General features: G+C 63.0%; 20 protein-coding genes. 12 read left to right on the top strand and 8 right to left on the bottom strand.

Annotated features, from left to right (window positions below; all coding sequences use genetic code 11):
• Positions 1-256: 256 nt before the first annotated feature.
• From ACEWFR_RS10040 to ACEWFR_RS10020, 5 genes are read left to right on the top strand one after another with little or no spacing between them, the layout of a single operon-like run.
• Positions 257-1504, top strand: coding sequence for an ABC transporter substrate-binding protein (locus tag ACEWFR_RS10040; RefSeq protein WP_374060894.1), 1248 nt, complete (start codon positions 257-259; stop codon positions 1502-1504).
• A gap of 6 nt (positions 1505-1510) precedes the next feature.
• Positions 1511-2401, top strand: coding sequence for a branched-chain amino acid ABC transporter permease (locus ACEWFR_RS10035; protein WP_374060893.1), 891 nt, complete (start codon positions 1511-1513; stop codon positions 2399-2401).
• A complete protein-coding gene (locus tag ACEWFR_RS10030) occupies positions 2394-3521 on the top strand; it encodes a branched-chain amino acid ABC transporter permease (RefSeq protein WP_374060892.1) in 1128 nt (375 codons plus the stop codon). Before ACEWFR_RS10035 ends, ACEWFR_RS10030 begins: the two co-directional genes overlap by 8 nt.
• Positions 3518-4246 (top strand): ABC transporter ATP-binding protein, encoded by a 729-nt coding sequence (locus tag ACEWFR_RS10025; protein WP_374060891.1) that lies wholly within the window; start codon positions 3518-3520, stop codon positions 4244-4246. Before ACEWFR_RS10030 ends, ACEWFR_RS10025 begins: the two co-directional genes overlap by 4 nt.
• On the top strand, positions 4246-4965 hold the full coding sequence (locus ACEWFR_RS10020; protein ID WP_098724306.1) for an ABC transporter ATP-binding protein: 720 nt from the start codon (positions 4246-4248) through the stop codon (positions 4963-4965). The genes ACEWFR_RS10025 and ACEWFR_RS10020 overlap by 1 nt, the downstream gene beginning before the upstream one ends.
• Positions 4966-5022: 57 nt before the next feature.
• Here ACEWFR_RS10020 and ACEWFR_RS10015 read toward each other — a convergent pair whose 3' ends face one another.
• On the bottom strand, positions 5023-5499 hold the full coding sequence (locus ACEWFR_RS10015; RefSeq protein WP_374060890.1) for an acyl-CoA thioesterase: 477 nt from the start codon (positions 5497-5499) through the stop codon (positions 5023-5025).
• 130 nt (positions 5500-5629) lie between these two features.
• Here ACEWFR_RS10015 and ACEWFR_RS10010 point away from each other — a divergent pair, with 130 nt between their 5' ends.
• The 4 genes from ACEWFR_RS10010 (at position 5630) to ACEWFR_RS09995 (ending at position 8595) form a co-directional block, all read left to right on the top strand.
• Positions 5630-5764, top strand: a complete 135-nt coding sequence (locus ACEWFR_RS10010; RefSeq protein ID WP_374060889.1) for a transporter — start codon at positions 5630-5632, stop codon at positions 5762-5764.
• A 139-nt stretch (positions 5765-5903) separates the two neighbouring features.
• Positions 5904-6488, top strand: a complete 585-nt coding sequence (locus ACEWFR_RS10005) for a hypothetical protein (protein ID WP_374060888.1) — start codon at positions 5904-5906, stop codon at positions 6486-6488.
• A complete protein-coding gene (locus ACEWFR_RS10000) occupies positions 6485-7135 on the top strand; it encodes a hypothetical protein (RefSeq protein WP_098724302.1) in 651 nt (216 codons plus the stop codon). Before ACEWFR_RS10005 ends, ACEWFR_RS10000 begins: the two co-directional genes overlap by 4 nt.
• Positions 7136-7227: 92 nt before the next feature.
• Positions 7228-8595 carry an NAD(P)/FAD-dependent oxidoreductase gene (locus tag ACEWFR_RS09995; protein WP_374060887.1) on the top strand — a complete coding sequence of 456 codons (1368 nt, stop codon included), beginning with the start codon at positions 7228-7230 and terminating at the stop codon, positions 8593-8595.
• A gap of 300 nt (positions 8596-8895) precedes the next feature.
• Here the strand turns inward: ACEWFR_RS09995 and ACEWFR_RS09990 are convergent, their stop codons facing one another.
• Entirely contained in the window at positions 8896-9609 is a 714-nt protein-coding gene (locus ACEWFR_RS09990; RefSeq protein ID WP_374060886.1) for a metallophosphoesterase, read from the bottom strand.
• Positions 9602-10720, bottom strand: a complete 1119-nt coding sequence (gene artA / locus ACEWFR_RS09985; RefSeq protein ID WP_374060885.1) for an archaeosortase A — start codon at positions 10718-10720, stop codon at positions 9602-9604. The genes ACEWFR_RS09990 and artA overlap by 8 nt, the downstream gene beginning before the upstream one ends.
• 163 nt (positions 10721-10883) lie before the next feature.
• Between artA and ACEWFR_RS09980 the strand changes: the two genes are divergently transcribed.
• Positions 10884-11663, top strand: a complete 780-nt coding sequence (locus ACEWFR_RS09980; RefSeq protein ID WP_374060884.1) for a MarR family transcriptional regulator — start codon at positions 10884-10886, stop codon at positions 11661-11663.
• Positions 11664-11745: 82 nt separating this feature from the next.
• Here ACEWFR_RS09980 and ACEWFR_RS09975 read toward each other — a convergent pair whose 3' ends face one another.
• The 5 genes from ACEWFR_RS09975 to ACEWFR_RS09955 are packed head-to-tail and all read right to left on the bottom strand — an operon-like array spanning position 11746 to position 13963.
• Positions 11746-12513 (bottom strand): proteasome assembly chaperone family protein, encoded by a 768-nt coding sequence (locus ACEWFR_RS09975; protein WP_374060883.1) that lies wholly within the window; start codon positions 12511-12513, stop codon positions 11746-11748.
• 6 nt (positions 12514-12519) lie between these two features.
• Positions 12520-12699, bottom strand: coding sequence for an RNA-protein complex protein Nop10 (locus ACEWFR_RS09970; protein ID WP_374060882.1), 180 nt, complete (start codon positions 12697-12699; stop codon positions 12520-12522).
• A gap of 6 nt (positions 12700-12705) precedes the next feature.
• Positions 12706-13506: a translation initiation factor IF-2 subunit alpha gene (locus ACEWFR_RS09965; protein ID WP_374060881.1), complete on the bottom strand. Its 801-nt coding sequence runs from the start codon at positions 13504-13506 to the stop codon at positions 12706-12708.
• Complete coding sequence (locus tag ACEWFR_RS09960) at positions 13503-13676, bottom strand: 30S ribosomal protein S27e (protein WP_097378458.1); 174 nt, start codon at positions 13674-13676, stop codon at positions 13503-13505. Before ACEWFR_RS09960 ends, ACEWFR_RS09965 begins: the two co-directional genes overlap by 4 nt.
• Positions 13677-13681: 5 nt before the next feature.
• On the bottom strand, positions 13682-13963 hold the full coding sequence (locus ACEWFR_RS09955; RefSeq protein ID WP_374060880.1) for a 50S ribosomal protein L44e: 282 nt from the start codon (positions 13961-13963) through the stop codon (positions 13682-13684).
• A gap of 342 nt (positions 13964-14305) precedes the next feature.
• Between ACEWFR_RS09955 and ACEWFR_RS09950 the strand changes: the two genes are divergently transcribed.
• Both ACEWFR_RS09950 and ACEWFR_RS09945 read left to right on the top strand, forming a co-directional pair.
• Positions 14306-14590 carry an HAH_0734 family protein gene (locus ACEWFR_RS09950; RefSeq protein WP_374060879.1) on the top strand — a complete coding sequence of 95 codons (285 nt, stop codon included), beginning with the start codon at positions 14306-14308 and terminating at the stop codon, positions 14588-14590.
• A 202-nt stretch (positions 14591-14792) separates the two neighbouring features.
• Positions 14793-15239, top strand: a complete 447-nt coding sequence (locus tag ACEWFR_RS09945) for a GtrA family protein (protein WP_374060878.1) — start codon at positions 14793-14795, stop codon at positions 15237-15239.
• The last annotated feature ends 33 nt before the right edge of the window (positions 15240-15272 follow it).

The following is a 15272-nucleotide window of genomic DNA, read 5'->3' as shown; positions in this document are numbered from 1 at the left end:
GAGCGGCGTATTCCTCCGTCACCTGTTCCTCCGCGTAACTCGAGAGAGAAGTAAAACACAACACTCGTGTATAGTTCACAGGATCCTTGCTAACTTCCCTCACCTTTATTACGGGTGACTCAAAACTGGAGACTGAGAATCGGTAACTCACTGATACACAATGGCTAACGAAGATAATAATAATCGAAACTTGGGTAGGAATGGTAAGGACTCACTCGGACGCCGAACGTTTCTCGGAGCGGCCGGTGCCGGTGCGGTGACGACGACGCTGGCCGGCTGCCTCGGCGGCGTCGGCGGCGACGACGATGACGGAATATTCAAAATCGGTCACCTCGCACCGACCGGTATGGCGATGGGGGTCGGCTCGGAACGAAGTGCCGAGCTCGCTGTCGATGAAGTCGGAAAGGTCCGCGACCAGGAGATCGAACTGATCTCGGAGAACACCGAAACGGATCCGGGCGGAACGTCCGAGATCGTCGAACGGATGATCGTAGAGGACAACGTCGATCTGCTCGTCGGCACGTTCTCGAGCGAGGTCACTCAGCGGATCACCGGGACCATCGCCGACGAGGACGTTCCGTTCATTATCACGGGGTCAGCGGACCAGAGTACGATGGCGAACACGACCGGTGATGACTACGAACACAACAAGAATATCTTCCGAACGGGACCGATCAACTCCGAACTGCAGGCCGAAGCGATGGCCGATTACGCGGAGTTCCTCTCCGACGAACACGGCTGGAACACGTTCGGTCATCTGTCCGAGGAAGCTGCCTGGACCAAGTCGTTTCAGGAACTGCTTCCGGATGAACTCAGGAGCCGCGGATTCGATGTCCCCTACGACGATACCGTGAGCCTCAGCACGGATAATTACACGTCGATCCTGGACGATCTCGAGAGTGCAGGAGTGGACGCAGTCCTCCGTTTCTTCGCGTCCGGTGGACAGGGGAAGCTACTCAAGCCGTGGATCACGAACCGATACCCCTTTGCAGTGGAAGGCACGCACGTCGCATCGATGAATCCGGAGTTCTGGGGACAGACGCAGGGGATTTGTCGCTTCGAGACGACGGCCCAGTCCGGCGGTGGCGGGGTTACAGATGTCACTGACAAGACGCTGGAGTTCGTCGAAGCCTACGAGGACGAGTACGGTGATGATGGTGCGCCGACCAAGCCCATGTACATGGGGTTCAACACCTACGACGCGATCCACTTCTACAGCAAGGTCGCCGAAGAGGCTGGCACCATCAATTACAACGACGACCTCGACGACATCGTCGAAGCGATGCACAGTGTCGAGTACACCGGTGCTGCCGCAGAAATTTCGCTCTACGGCGAGGACTCGGATTATCCGAACGACGCCAAGGAGACACGAACCGACGGAAAGATCTCGAACTATCCGGTCACCCAGTGGCAGGCAAACGAGGACGACGAGGGTGGACATCATGAACTCGTCTATCCCGCGGCCAATTCGTCTGGCGACCACATCGCGCCCCCCTGGATGTAGCAAGACATGCTCGATCAAATTCTATCGGTCTTGCTCCTGGGGGCAGTGGTAAGTGCGATCTATGCACTGGTCGCGATCGGATTTACGATGATATTCGGCGTTGGCGGAGTCCTGAACCTCGCCCACGGCGGGCTGATCATGTTCGGTGCATACGCCTACGTGGTCCTCACCTCGTCGTCGGTTGTCGGTGCGATTGCGGTTCCGCCAGCCGCGGGGTTCGTCATCGCGGTTATCGGTACTGCACTGGCCTCGTACGCGTTGTACGCGGGCCTCGTCAGATACATCGAAGACAACGTCGTCATCACGTTCCTCTCGACCGTGATGGTCGCGCTCCTGTTGACGAATCTCATTCACTATCGATTCGGGGCGAATCCGCAGGGGACTCCGAGCGTTCTGAGCGGCAGTCTTCATCTGGAAGGGTTCGGAACGCGAATCGGCTACATGTACATCCTCGGGTTCGTTCTCTCGTGGATTACGATCGGATTACTATGGTACTACGTCACGCAAACCGACGAAGGGCGGTCGATCCTCGCGACATCGATGAGCGAACGCGGTGCACAGTTGACTGGCGTCAATCTGCTGTCCGTCAAGTCTCGCACGTGGCTGATTGCCGGCGCGTTCGCCGGTATCGCCGGTGTCATTCTAGGGACAGTCGAACCGACGACGCCGCAGATGTGGCTCAATCCGCTCGCGAACGCGTTCATTATCGTCGTGATCGGCGGCATCGGAAGCATCAAGGGCTCCGTCGTCGCCGCCTACCTGATCGGCTATCTCCAGCAGTTTACGACCGAGTTCATCGGACAGGGATACGTCGGAATTCCGTCACTGATCGTCCTCGTGGCGGTCTTGCTCCTCCTACCGGAGGGCCTCTACGGGAGGGAGTTCGCCCATGAGTAGCGAAACCGGCCGCTCGAGCGGAATCGCTTCCCGAATCAGCGGTGCAGCCGGCCGCGCCGGCGGTGCCGCTCTCGATCGACTCACGACCGTTACCGGACCGATAAACCGCGTGTTGCAGCCGCTCGCTAACGTCTACAACCGCCTGATCGGCGGTTACTTCGGTGAGATGAACGGCCTGCAGTTCGTGTTGGTCGTCGGGACGCTCGTCGGGCTGCTGACCGCGCCGTTCTGGGGGAACTATGCCCTCATTCAGGCGATGATCGCGGCCAGCATCTGGGCCATCCTCGCGATGGGATGGGATATCCAGAGCGGTTACACCGGCTACATCAGCTTCGGTCACTCCGTTCTCTCCGGCGGTGCTGGATATACGACAGCGATGCTGATACACAACGTTAACCCGGAGTTGCCGATGCTGGTGACGATACCCGTCTCGGTGCTCGCAGCGTTGGGAATCGGGCTGCTCATCGCGTTGCCGTCGCTCCGATTGAGCGGTCCGTACTTCTCGTTGATCACGTTCGTCGCCGTGTTGATCTTCTACCGGATGATGAACCCGCTCAGCGAATACACGGGCGGTGAAACCGGTCTCGCCGGGGTCGAGAAGATCTTCGACATCACTGAACCGGTCCAGAGTTACTACCTCTTCTTGCTCCCGATGCTCGCGGTCGCAGTCGCCCTTTTGATCGTCGCACGATCGAACATCGGACTCATCCTGTTGGCGATCAGAGAGAACGAGTCAGCGGTGGAAGCCGCCGGTATCAACGCGACCAAGTTCAAGATCTGGTCGTTCATGCTGAGTTCGATCCCGATGGGTATCGGCGGCGTGCTCCTCGCACATCGATTCGGCGGCGTCGATCCCGGCTCGTTCATCGTCGTCGATAACAGCATCGAGATGATTGCGATGGCCGTCGTCGGCGGGATGGGTTCGATACTCGGCCCGCTCGGCGGCGCGTTCTTCATCATCTTGATGGAGGACATCGTGTTGCACGCGTTCGGACTCGATGCCCAACTCCGGTGGGCGATCCTCTGGATAATCGTCCTGCTGATCCTCGTGTTCGCCCGCCAGGGCCTGTTCCGCAAGCTCTGGTACGGACTCGAGCGGCTCGGAGGTGATCGCCGATGAGCGTGCTGGAAGTCGAGAATCTCACGAAGAAGTTCGGCGGCCTCGTCGCCGTCGACGACTTCTCGTTCGAGGTCGACGAGGGCGAAATCGTCGGCCTGATCGGCCCGAACGGCTCGGGGAAGTCCACGGTGTTCAACTGCATCATGGGCATCTACGGCGTCACCGAGGGGTCGATCCGGTTCAACGGTGACGACATTACCGACGATTCGACCCACCAGGTCGTCAACAAGGGACTCTCGCGAGTCTCACAGGAATCGAACCCGATCGACTCGATGTCGGTCGCCGGAAACATTAAGCTGTTCACGCTCCCCAACAGCATCGTCTCGCTGCGCGGCGGCGCCACGCAAGAGGAGATCTACGAGTACGCGGCTCGTATCGACATCGAAGACGATCTTCAGGAGATGCCGGACGAACTACCCCACGCGGACGTTCGCCGCCTCGAGATCGCCAAGGCGCTGGCGACCGAGCCCGAACTCCTGTTGCTCGACGAGCCCTTCGCCGGGATGAACCAGGCGGAGATCGGGGAGCTTGCCGCCCAGATCGAACGCTTCCGCGAGGAAGGCATGACGATGGTCGTCGTCGACCACAACATGGGCGGGTTGATGGGACTCGTCGACCGCGTCGTCGTCCTCAACAACGGCGACTTCCTCGCGTCGGGAACGCCCGAGGAGATCGCCGAGGACGACGCAGTCCAGGAGGCGTATCTCGCCGGTGAGGGACTATAATGACTGATCCGATACTCGAGGTCGAGGACCTCAACGTCTACTACGGCAAGTCACACGCACTGAAAGGCGTCTCGCTGTCGATCAACGAGGGCGAAATCTACGGCGTGATCGGCCCGAATGGGGCTGGGAAGACGACCATGCTCAACGCCATCGCAGGGTTCGTCGAGTACGACGGCACGATCCGCTACGACGGAACGGATCTCGCCACCGTGAAGCCACAGCAGATCGTCAGGGACGGCCTGATCTACTGTACCGAGGATCGGGACCTGTTCCCGTACTTCTCGGTCCACGAGAATCTGTTGATGGGCGCTCAGTTCCGAACCGATCGCGACGAGGTCACAGACGACCTCGACATGGTCTACGACCTGTTCCCGCGGCTGGACGAACGCCGCGAGCAGGAGGCCGAGACCATGAGCGGCGGCGAACAGCAGATGCTCGCCGTCGGTCGCGCGCTGATGAGCGACCCCGACGTGTTGATGCTCGACGAACCGACGCTCGGGCTCGCACCGGTCATCATCCAGGATATCGGAGACGCACTCGAGAAACTTCAAGCGGAGACGGGGCTGACGATCCTGCTCGCCGAGCAGAACTCGACGTTCGCCCTGACTCACGCGGAACGACTCTCGCTGATCGAGACCGGTGAGATCGAGCTGTCGGGGACACACGACGAGTTCCACGACAACGAGTACGTCCGCGAGGCGTACGTCGGCGTCCACTGAGCATCGCTCTCCGTTCCGAATTTTTTCGGTGCCGAACTGACCGCCGGAGCCGTGGTGCTATTTGCCGGACTCAAGGCCTCCCTGAAACGCGGCGACGGCGTCGCGGAACTCGTCGGGAATTCGTGTCGGCTCCTCGGTCTCGAGATCGACAGCGACCTGCGTGACGGTGCCGTCGGCCAGGATCTCGTCGTCACCCTTCCGCGTGGCTCGATACTCGTACTCGAGACTCGCCGTGCCGATGTCGGTGACCCGCAGCTCGTTGACGATCACGTCTTCGAACGCCGCGCCGGTGTAGTAGTTCAGTTCCGTGTTGACGACGTGTATCTGCCAGCCGTCCTCGAGCATGTCGTCGTAGCCGTAGTCCAGTTCCCGGAAGAACGCGGAGACGGCCTCGTCCTGAAACGTGAAGTACTCGCCGTAGAAGACGATCCCTTGCTGGTCGGTCTCGGCAAAGCGGACGCGATTCTCGAAGACGGGCTGGAAGGCGGGGCCGTCGGAGTCGCGTTCGGAATCGCTCGGAGTGTGGTCTCCCATACCGACACCCTCACCGCGACGAGCAAAACCGTACCGGCCACGGCAAGCGGTCGCGCTCCGATCACGGTCGCCGGTCACACGCTGTGAATGCCTGCCGACGCGGTCTGTCTCGAGCCGTCGACCACAGTACATGGTCCGAGTATCGACGGGAGTGCTGATCGTTGGCGTCGGATTGCTCCTCGTCCCGGTTCCACCGATCGCGACTGCGCTGGGTATCCTGCTGATTCTCCTCGGTATCGGCCGTCGGCTCTTCGCGAACGTGTGACGGCGCGAGTCGATGCCGAATTCGGCAGTTACGCCGGCCGATTGATCGGTATCCATCTCGATCGCGTGAACTGCGGGATGGATGTGAAAGCCGCGACGGTTTCCGTTCGGGTGTCGTGACACACGGCACGGGTGAACGAATGCCGGTCCTCCAATCGCTCATCGATAACGAACAGGTGAACGCGGCGCTCGCCTGGCCGATCGTGTTCTCGATTGCCATCGCGGCCGTCGTGACTGCCAGCCAGGGGTCATTTCTGTGGGCGGCCCTCGCGACGACGATCGTCGTTCTCGCGTTCGTGCCAACCATCGTTCGGTGGGATGCGCTGGTCATGCTCCCGTGGGAACTGCTGGCGCTCGCCGCTGCCCCGATCTGGGCGCGGTTGTTCGGAACGCTTCCCATCGCCGGCTTCCTCACGGTCGCGACGATCGCGTTACTGATCACCGTCGAACTCGACGCCTACACGCCGATCGAGATGTCGCCGCGCTTTGCCGTCGCGTTCGTCGTGCTCGCGACGATGGCCGTCGCCGGGCTCTGGGTGATCGCCCAGTGGCTCTCCGATACCCTCCTCGCGACGTCGTTTCTCACGACGAAGGGAGAACTGATGTGGGATCTGGTCTACGCGACCGCGTTCGGCGGGCTCGCCGCCGCGCTCTTCGTAGTGTACTTCTATCGCCACGATACCGCAAGCGTCGGTCGCCGCGAACGCTCGGGTGATCCGTCGTGACGGAAGACAGCGACACCGTTCTGGGGCTCTCCGAGCGCCGGTGCTGGCACGCCGTTCGAGTAATTCAGGGGCTGCTGGCGCTTGTCGTCGGCTACGCGCTCGTCACGGTCGATTTCGGTCTGGTCGTAAACGCCGGCATTCCGCTGGCTCTCACCTTCCTCCCCCGCCTCGTTCGTCGCGAGTTCGGCCACGAGATGGGGGGTGGACTCGCCCTCTGGATCGCGGCGGCGGCGTTGCTCCACGCGGTCGGCACGCTCGGACCCTACGAACGGTTCGGCTGGTATGACTCGGTAACGCATACGGTCTCGGCGACGCTCGTTGCCGGCGTCGGCTACGCCGTCGTCGACGCGCTCGATCAGTCCGCCGAGTCGGTCGACGTTCCCAGCGAATTCCGCTTCCTGTTCATCCTCATATTCGTCCTCGCGTTCGGCGTCCTCTGGGAGATCAGCGAGTTCGCCTCCGCCGGTCTGGCGAGCGTCGTGGGCGGCGAACCGGTGTTGGCCCAGTACGGGACGAGCGACATCGTCTTCGATCTCCTCTACAACGCGTTCGGTGCGCTGCTCGTCGCGCTGTGGGGGACCGGCTACTTCGACGGCGTCTCGAGGCTCGTCGGCCGTCGGGTCGACCGGAGCGACGGGACGTCGTGAGCGCCCTCGTCGGTGCCGGCGTCCCGGCCGCTGCCGTTGCTCCCGTCGCCGTTAGGTCCGCCACTTTAGTCGCTCCCGCTCGAGCAGCCACTATGCCCTCGCCCCCTCACGTCCTCGTCGTCGGTGGTGGGCTCGCGGGTCTCGTCGCCGCCCGTCACCTCGCCGGCGGCGGCGTCGACGTCGCGCTGCTCGAGCGCCGCGACACGGTCGGCGGCCGCGTCCGCACGCTCGAGCGGGACGGCTACCGATTCGATCGCGGTTTCCAGGTGCTGTTCACCGCCTATCCCGCGGTACAGCGGGAACTCGATCGCGAGGCGCTCGAGTTGCGCCGGTTCTCCCCGGGTGCCACCGTCGCCGGTCCCGACGGCCGATCGACGCTCGCGGATCCGCTCCGCGAGCCCGGAACGATCCCGTCGACGCTGTCCGCCCCGTCAGTCTCCGTCGGTGATGCGCTACGGATCGCCCGGCTCTGGTGGGATCTCCGGCGAACTGATCCATCGGCGTTGTTCGCCGGCGATGACGCGACTATCGACGTATTCCTCCGCGAGCGTGGCTTCTCGAGGCGATTCGTCGAGGAGTTCGTCGCCCCCTTCTACGGCGGGATCACCCTCGATCGGTCGCTATCGACCTCGAGCCGCGTCTTCGAGTACACCTTCAAGACGCTCGCAGCGGGCGAGATCGCCGTTCCCGCAGCGGGGATGGAAGCGATTCCGACGCAACTCGCCGACCGCGTTCGCGAGGTCGGCGGCCGAATCGAGACCGGGGTCACGGTCGAGTCGGTCTCGGGGGCTGCCGGAGACTCGAGCGGCGTCGGCGAGCGCGGACCGGACGTGGGCGTCGGCGAGCGCGGATCGGACGCGGGCGTCGGCGAGCGCGGATCAGACGCGAGCGTCACGGTCGAGACCGACGCCGGAACCGTCGATGCCGACGCGGTCGTCGTCGCGACCGATCCGCCGTCCGCTCGCGAATTGACTGGCGTCGATGCGATCCCCACTGACGCGCGTAGCTGCATCACCCAGTACTACGCGCTGCCGGCTGGGTTCGACCTCGAGACGGGACGCCGGCTGCTGCTGAACGCGACCGAGCAGGGGCCGAACCACGTCGTGCCCCACAGCGCCGTTGCGCCGGAGTACGCGCCGAGCGGAACGACCCTCATCAGCGCGACCTATCTCGGCGAGCGGACGGAGCACGATGCGGAACTCGCTGCGCTAACGCGACGAACGCTCGAGTCGTGGTATCCAGATAAGGGGTTCGACGGGCTCGAGGCGGTGCACACTGCACGGGTTCCGTTCGCCCAGTTCGCGCAGCCGCCGGGGTTTTTCGAGGAGCTGCCGGACGTCCGCGATCCCGCGGGACCGGTCTATCTCGCCGGTGACTACACGCGGTGGTCGTCCATTCAGGGTGCCATGGAGAGCGGCCGGCAGGCCGCGAAGGCGGTCATCGACGATCTGTCGGGATGAGCCGTTTTCTGAGTCGTGATTCGGTCTCTCGAGTCGTTCGTGCTTTCAGTAGATGTGTGAATGGAACGGTGTGCTCTGGAGGGATTGGGTGAGACAACGCGTCCTGCTATCGTGGCACCAGGGAATCGCCACGCCCTCCCCAACCGATTCGCTCACTCACTCCGTTCGTTCGCTCATCCCTCGCACGGCTTCAGACCGCGGCTCACAATCCGTTCGCCGCGGCCCAGCGCGCGCCACCGCACGTCGGTTGACCGGTCCGAAATGACACATCGATCGTCTCTACTGAACACGGAGACGGGGTCACAGCAACCGCCGTAACTCGCCCAGCGGCGGGAACCAGAGCGTCTCGTCGCTCGAGTCGTCCCTGACCGCGGGGTACAATCCGTCGGCGTCTCGGACGAGCGGCGTCTGGAAGTCGTGGCCGTCCATTCCGTTGACGGTGGAACCGGCGGCAAGTCGCGTGAATGCCGGGAGCACGAGCACGTCCGCTCCCTCGAAGGCATCGGGACCGTAGAGGAAACACGGCCGTTTGCGCCCCTCGATCGCCAGTGCGGGGTGGTCGTGACCGACGATGTATCGCTCGGCCGTTGCGTCGGGCCGCTCGTGGCCGTGACAGACCACCGTTTCACCGTCGGCCAGTTCGCATTCAACGGCCGTCTCGCCGCCGAATGCCTCCTCGAGCATCGTATCGTGGTTGCCCGGCGTGACGATCAGATCGGCACCGGCGGCGTCGATGGCCTCGAGCAGCCGGTCGAGGTCCCGCTCGACGCCGCGCGGGAGTCGCGAAAACGAGTGCAAGAGGTCGCCGGCGACCACGACCGTGGCCGGCTCGGTCGCCTCGAGCATTCGCTGGAGTCGCTCGAGGACGTCGCTCCCGTCGTTGATCGGGGCGTCGACGCTCGAGGCAGCCGCTTTGCCGAGGTGAACGTCCGAGAGTACGAGCGTCTCCGCGGCGGGAACGTAGACGGACCGATCGCGGACATCGAACGGGACGTCGATGTCGACGTCAGTCATCGTTCGGTTCCGATCCCGACGCGGACTCGGGATCGACATCGGGGTCGGTGACACCAGGATCGGGCGTGTCACCGGTGTCCGAAGTCGATTCGGACGCGGCGACCGTGTCTGAGCCACCGACGGGACGCGATTCCGTGCCGAGCGCGTCCGCGAGGTCGTACTCCGTGCCCGTCAGGATGTAGAGGACCTCCTCGAGGGGCTCGAAGACCTCGGGGAGGAGGCGAACGACCAGGTAGGTGATCCCCAGCAGGGCGACGATCGACAGCGACTGGGCGATGAAGTTGTGGGCGACGATGTAGGAGGTCCGGTCGGCTGGCGCGCCCATGAACTCCGTGGCGACGTAAACGAGGGCGTCCTGCTGGAACCAGCCCCACGGCGACGCAAGGCCGATGAAGACGTTGCGGACGAGATTCAGGAACCAGATGACCCCGATGGCGAGCGCGAACGGGACGACCTTCCGTTTGAGCGGTGCCTTGACCGACGCGATCAACCCGCCGAAGATGGCCATGCTGCCGATCCCGGTACAGGACATGATGATGTAGGTCGTCCGCCCGGTGACCGTCTCGTCGGGATCGAAGGCGAAGCGGCTCTGGTAGCCGTTCGAGCCCTCCTCGATGCCGGGGCTGTGCCCCAGCAGTTCCATCCCGAAGTGGGTCTGGGACGCGGTCGTCTCGATCAGCCAGGTTCGGACGAACGGGATCGTCTCGGCCGGCAGATAGATGAGCCCCATAAACGCGATCGCTTTCGAAAGCAAGAGCAGCGACTCGCGGCCCTGAACGAGCAGGTAGCCGGCGTAGGCACACAGCGGCAACGCGGCGATCGTCAGCAGCGTCTGGATGGGGCTCTTGACCTCGAGGTAGTAGTGGGGGGCCATCGTCAGCCAGAAGACGCCGAAGACGACCCAGGCGCCCGCGGCGAGGTATCGCGCGGGGTCGACGGCGCCGTACCACTCGAGGACCATCGCCACGACGAACGCGCCGATCGCGATCCACGCGAGCGAGTCTGCGAACGGAATGGATCCGGCGGTCGAAGCGAGGATTGTCGCAGGTCCCGTCGCAACGGGATCGGCGACCCCCGTGCTCGCGACGGTCGTCGCTGGTAGGGCCGGCATACTCACGTGAACCCGACGGACTCTCCCGCTATCAACTTGACGCCTCGGCCCGAGTGCCGCGATCGCCGCCGTTGGATCGTCCTGGACTCGACGCCGGTTCTCGCTGGACTATGCGATCGTGCGATCGCGTACCTTTTTGCCGTTCTCACGAAACACTAGCCGTATGGTCGACGTCCTCGACAACAAACGGGCCGCAACGCGGTTTCGGATCCTCGTGCAGATCGCCGAGCGCCAGCCCGCGGTCAGCCAGGGGGAGATCGCCGAGGAAGTCGGCGTGACGAGCCAGGCCGTCAGCGAGTACATCCGCGATCTCGTCGACGAGGGGTTCGTCGAGAAGGAAGGCAGGTCCAGATATCGCGTCACCAACGAAGGTGTCGACTGGCTCTTTCGAACCGCGGACGACGTTCGCCGCTTCGCCGACCACGTCACCGGCGACGTCCTCGGCGCGATGAGCGAGGCCGCCTATATCGCGACCGACGACATCGCCGACGGGGAGACAGTCTCACTTTCGGTCGAGGACGGATTACTCCACGCGACCCCCGGTGACGAGGGACCGGCCACCGGCGTCGCGACCACCGACGCCGAGGCCGGTACCGACGTCGGCGTCACGAGTTTCGAGGGCGTCATGGAACTCGAGCCCGGTTCGGTGACGGTACTGCAGGTACCTGCGGTACGGACCGGTGGCAGCCGAGCGGTCGATTCGGCGCTCGTCTCCGAGCACTGCGAGGACGCCGACCTCGTCGTTGCAGCCGGTGTCGAGGCAGTCGTCGCCTGCCGAGAGTTCGGAACCGATCCGGCGGTCACGTTTGCGGCCGGTGCAGTCGCCGCCGACGGCGCCGAACGCGGCCTCGACGTGACCGCAGTCGCGACGACGAACGAGGTCGGCCGGGTCACGGACGCGCTCCGAGACGCCGACGTCTCCTACGAAGTACTCGAGGGCTGATACGGTCCGCTGTCACTGGATCGAGCGACCGCTGGCGGAACTCGATCGTAACCGAGTGCAACTTCGATAGAAAGCGAGGCCGTTATCCGATATATCGCAGATCGTCGTCCGTCGGAACGTCCATCTGCTGTTGCTGTTCCATCTCCTGGATCTTGCCGATGACCTCCTCCATCTCGTCGGCTCGTTCGTCCAGGGACTCGTACTCGAGGTCGAAGCCGAGCACCGCTTCGAGCACCTCGAGCACCGCTCGCGCGCTCTTGGGATCGACGAGATAGCCGCTGGTCTCGCCCATCAGGCAGGTCGCCTCGAAGCCGCGGCGGTCACCCAGCCCGAGCAGGAGACCGGAGACGCCGACGATGCCGCCGGCGGGTTCGTCCTCGCGGAACTCGACGCCCGCGTCCTCGTGCGCCTCGAGCATCGATTCGTCGCTGACGGCCCCGACAACGGCGTACTCGTCGATGAGTTCGCCGGTCGGAACGCCGCCGAGTGCGTACACGTCGGTCGCGCCGAACTCCTCGGCAATATCGAGGAAGGCATCCGTGAGCGTGTAGTGGCCGTCGTTACTCTGGGCCTGATGATCTCCGGTCAGAAGCAGCAGATCGCGACCCTCGGGAACATCGACGGCGTAAATCTCGGCGCAGGTCAGTTCCGAGATGCCGTCCTCGACGCTCACCTGCGGCGGGAACTCACGGGAGTAGATGCGCCGCACGAGCGTGCTCTCGCCCTCGAGTTCCTCGAGCAAGTGCTCGACAGCGAGGGTGCCGACGTGTCCCACTCCCGGCAACCCCTCGACGAGAACGGGGTCGTCCAGTTCGACCTCGGCGACGACGTCGATCTCGAGTTCGTCCATACCGTATCAGCGGTTGCGACGTTTAAGAGCGCGTCGGTACTCGCCGTGTGGATCCGTCGGGTCGAACGGCGCTGGTGCGCTGTTTACCGTCTCGGCACCGCAGTCGGGACAGCTGTCAGAAAGGGTATACACCGGGCGGTCGTGGGCCTCGCGCCACGCCGAACACACCCGGATATCGGATTTCATCGGTCCTTATTCGTCGTCAGTTCGGCGCTCGCGGTGGTACTGACCGGTTCCACCGTGGCCTTCGATCGCGGTGACCGCTCGCTGTGCGCTCTCCTCAAGGTGGGATTCGGCGGTCTTGTAGTTCGGTGCCTTCACTTTGATCCGGTACTCGGGTGCGCCGACGTAGCTCACCTCGAGATCGACCTCTTCGGGGATCTCGCCGTTGCCTTCGGCCGCTTCGAGTGCCTCGCGGATCCCGTCGACGCCGGTGTCGGTGGGATTCGAAAGGTCGACGTAGCCGGTGACGTTGACGTACGGCACCGAGACGTTCTCGCGGGCCGTCTCGACGATCGATTCGATCTCGTCGTCGTCCAGATCGGTGTCCTCGAGTGCCTCTTCGCCGTGGATCGCGGCCTGCTTGAAGCCCTCGTAGAGCCCCCCGTGGATGGCGATCAGTTCGTTGGCGATCGCGGTGTAGTCTTCGTCCTCGATCTCCTCGCCGAAGGCCAGTTCCATCCAGTTGTCGGCCTTCTGCTCGTTTTTCCACTCCTGAATCTTGTCGGAGCGCTGGTGGTCGTTGACGTCTTTGAGCGAGAGATCGATCTGCTGGGAGCTCTTGTCGACGTCGAGGACCTTGCAGACGGCGATCTGACCCTCGCGGACGTGATCGCGGACGTTTTTGATCCAGCCGCTCGCGACCTCGGAGATGTGGATCAGTCCGCGCTTGTCCTCGTACTCCTCGAGATCGACGAAGACACCGAAGTCTTCGATTTCGTCGATCTTGCCGACGACGAGTTCGCCGGGGTCGGGCCAGCCGCTGTACTTCATCGTGACTCGACTGTTTCGAGGATCTCGTGTTCGATCTCGGCTTTGCCGCCGGTCGGTCGCACGAGCGTCGTGCCACAGACGGCACAGGCGACCTCCGAGGAGGCCTTGCCGAAGACGGTCTGTTCGTTCTCGCAGTCACTGCATCGAACGCTGTAGAAATTTCCTGCCATTGGTATCACTCCTGGAACTCGAGTCGGCCGGCGCGCCATCCCTCGCGGAGGTGGGCCTTGCCGCACTCGTTGCATCGGTATTTGAGGTCGGTCTTCTTGGTCGGCTTCTCGCCACCGGGTACCTTCGAGAAACGGCCGGAGTTCCCGATCGAGGAACTGTTCCGTCGGGTACGGCGAGCGTCCCACTTCATGCCGCTCGAGCGGCCCGTTCGGGACTTTTCGACTTCGTGTTCGTGGTGTTCGTTGCAGTGCGGACAGTACGTATTGAATCGGCGTGGCATCTGCATAGTTATCTCACTTGCCGTGGCCTAAGATAGCGCCGTTTATAACCCGTTTGGTTCGTCGTTCGGTCCCGCCGGGTAGCGGTTCGGTTCGCGCGCGGCCGATCATCATAATTACTACCGTCTCGATCGATATCGTTTTTCTGCTATAGTAGTCGTTGAAACGATTTACTCACCGCTTGCACTCGAGCGGCCAGCCCCGTTCGTGCTGGCCGCTGATTCGCGAGCGAGAGTGCAATGACTTTCAACGACTACTATAGTCGCCCATCGTCTCGCGGCCGACAGCACAGGCGACAGAGCCAACAGGCCTCCGAAGCGTTTAATCCGCTCTCCTGTGAAGCTGGGCGCATGAAGCAGCTCATCATCCACGGGGATCCCGGGATTCGAAACGGGGCCATCGTTCGGTACGGCGGGGACGACGGGGACGGGAAATCGGAGGTCGTCTGTTTCGGTATCAATCGCAACGGCGAGTACCACGGTCCCGACCGGGTCCAGCTCTGGTGCACCGTCGGTGCCGAGGACGAGTACGAGGATTACGAGAAACGGAACTTCACGCCGCACTTTCTCGACGTCGACCGCGTCGACGCCGAGGACGTCGAGGTCGTCCGAGCGAAGAGCGACCTCGCGATCTAACGGTATTCCGTCTTCGTAATGGTGCAATCGTGGGCTCGTATCCGAACGCTTTGTGACTCCTGTCAGTACCGGACGAACGAGTCGGACATGCAGATTGACTATCTAGGATTGGTATCAATGTATTGTCTGTTTGAGACGGCGACCGGAAGATGGAAACCGGTGCCCTCGTCAGTCATCGATACGCTCGAGATCGAACACGACGATGAGTAATTCTCTGTCAGAGGCCGTCCGAATGCGAATTCGCGCGCTCTGGTCGACGACGCGGTTCGGCCAGTTCGTCGGCGTCGGTACCGTCGGTGCGACCGTCGATAACGTGGTCCTCGTGTTACTGGTTGAAGCGACGGTTCTCGGCCCGGTCGTCGCGAAGGTGCTCTCCTGGGAGCTCGGAATTGTGGTTATCTTCGCGATCAACGAACGGTGGACGTTTTCGGAGTACGGAAAGGTCGGACTTCGACCGTTAGGACGGCGGTTTCTGCGCTCGAATCTGGTCCGGCTCGGCGGGTTTCTGGTGACGCTTGCGGTACTGGCGGTCCTTGTCCGCCGGTTCGACGTCTGGTACGTGGCGGCGAACGTGGTTGGGATCGGCATCGGCTTCTTCGTCAACTACACCTGTGAGAGCCTCTACACGTGGCAGGTCCATCAAGAGTAGCGGTAGAAACCCGCATACGGCAACCGAATCACA

It is taken from the genome of Natrinema sp. H-ect4 (genome assembly GCF_041894845.1).
In the GTDB taxonomy this organism is placed as follows: Archaea; Halobacteriota; Halobacteria; order Halobacteriales; family Natrialbaceae; genus Natrinema.
This window is presented reverse-complemented; position numbering and strand designations above follow the sequence as displayed.

What these genes read in the sequence shown, in the direction of transcription:
- ACEWFR_RS10035 (WP_374060893.1), top strand. Translation starts at nt 1,511, where the DNA reads ATGCTCGATCAAATTCTATCGGTCTTGCTCCTGGGGGCAGTGGTAAGT.
- ACEWFR_RS10030 (WP_374060892.1), top strand. Translation starts at nt 2,394, where the DNA reads ATGAGTAGCGAAACCGGCCGCTCGAGCGGAATCGCTTCCCGAATCAGC.
- ACEWFR_RS10025 (WP_374060891.1), top strand. Translation starts at nt 3,518, where the DNA reads ATGAGCGTGCTGGAAGTCGAGAATCTCACGAAGAAGTTCGGCGGCCTC.
- ACEWFR_RS10020 (WP_098724306.1), top strand. Translation starts at nt 4,246, where the DNA reads ATGACTGATCCGATACTCGAGGTCGAGGACCTCAACGTCTACTACGGC.
- ACEWFR_RS10015 (WP_374060890.1), bottom strand. Translation starts at nt 5,499, where the DNA reads ATGGGAGACCACACTCCGAGCGATTCCGAACGCGACTCCGACGGCCCC.
- ACEWFR_RS10010 (WP_374060889.1), top strand. Translation starts at nt 5,630, where the DNA reads ATGGTCCGAGTATCGACGGGAGTGCTGATCGTTGGCGTCGGATTGCTC.
- ACEWFR_RS10005 (WP_374060888.1), top strand. Translation starts at nt 5,904, where the DNA reads ATGCCGGTCCTCCAATCGCTCATCGATAACGAACAGGTGAACGCGGCG.
- ACEWFR_RS09995 (WP_374060887.1), top strand. Translation starts at nt 7,228, where the DNA reads ATGCCCTCGCCCCCTCACGTCCTCGTCGTCGGTGGTGGGCTCGCGGGT.
- ACEWFR_RS09990 (WP_374060886.1), bottom strand. Translation starts at nt 9,609, where the DNA reads ATGACTGACGTCGACATCGACGTCCCGTTCGATGTCCGCGATCGGTCC.
- artA (WP_374060885.1), bottom strand. Translation starts at nt 10,720, where the DNA reads ATGCCGGCCCTACCAGCGACGACCGTCGCGAGCACGGGGGTCGCCGAT.
- ACEWFR_RS09980 (WP_374060884.1), top strand. Translation starts at nt 10,884, where the DNA reads ATGGTCGACGTCCTCGACAACAAACGGGCCGCAACGCGGTTTCGGATC.
- ACEWFR_RS09975 (WP_374060883.1), bottom strand. Translation starts at nt 12,513, where the DNA reads ATGGACGAACTCGAGATCGACGTCGTCGCCGAGGTCGAACTGGACGAC.
- ACEWFR_RS09970 (WP_374060882.1), bottom strand. Translation starts at nt 12,699, where the DNA reads ATGAAATCCGATATCCGGGTGTGTTCGGCGTGGCGCGAGGCCCACGAC.
- ACEWFR_RS09965 (WP_374060881.1), bottom strand. Translation starts at nt 13,506, where the DNA reads ATGAAGTACAGCGGCTGGCCCGACCCCGGCGAACTCGTCGTCGGCAAG.
- ACEWFR_RS09960 (WP_097378458.1), bottom strand. Translation starts at nt 13,676, where the DNA reads ATGGCAGGAAATTTCTACAGCGTTCGATGCAGTGACTGCGAGAACGAA.
- ACEWFR_RS09955 (WP_374060880.1), bottom strand. Translation starts at nt 13,963, where the DNA reads ATGCAGATGCCACGCCGATTCAATACGTACTGTCCGCACTGCAACGAA.
- ACEWFR_RS09950 (WP_374060879.1), top strand. Translation starts at nt 14,306, where the DNA reads ATGAAGCAGCTCATCATCCACGGGGATCCCGGGATTCGAAACGGGGCC.
- ACEWFR_RS09945 (WP_374060878.1), top strand. Translation starts at nt 14,793, where the DNA reads ATGAGTAATTCTCTGTCAGAGGCCGTCCGAATGCGAATTCGCGCGCTC.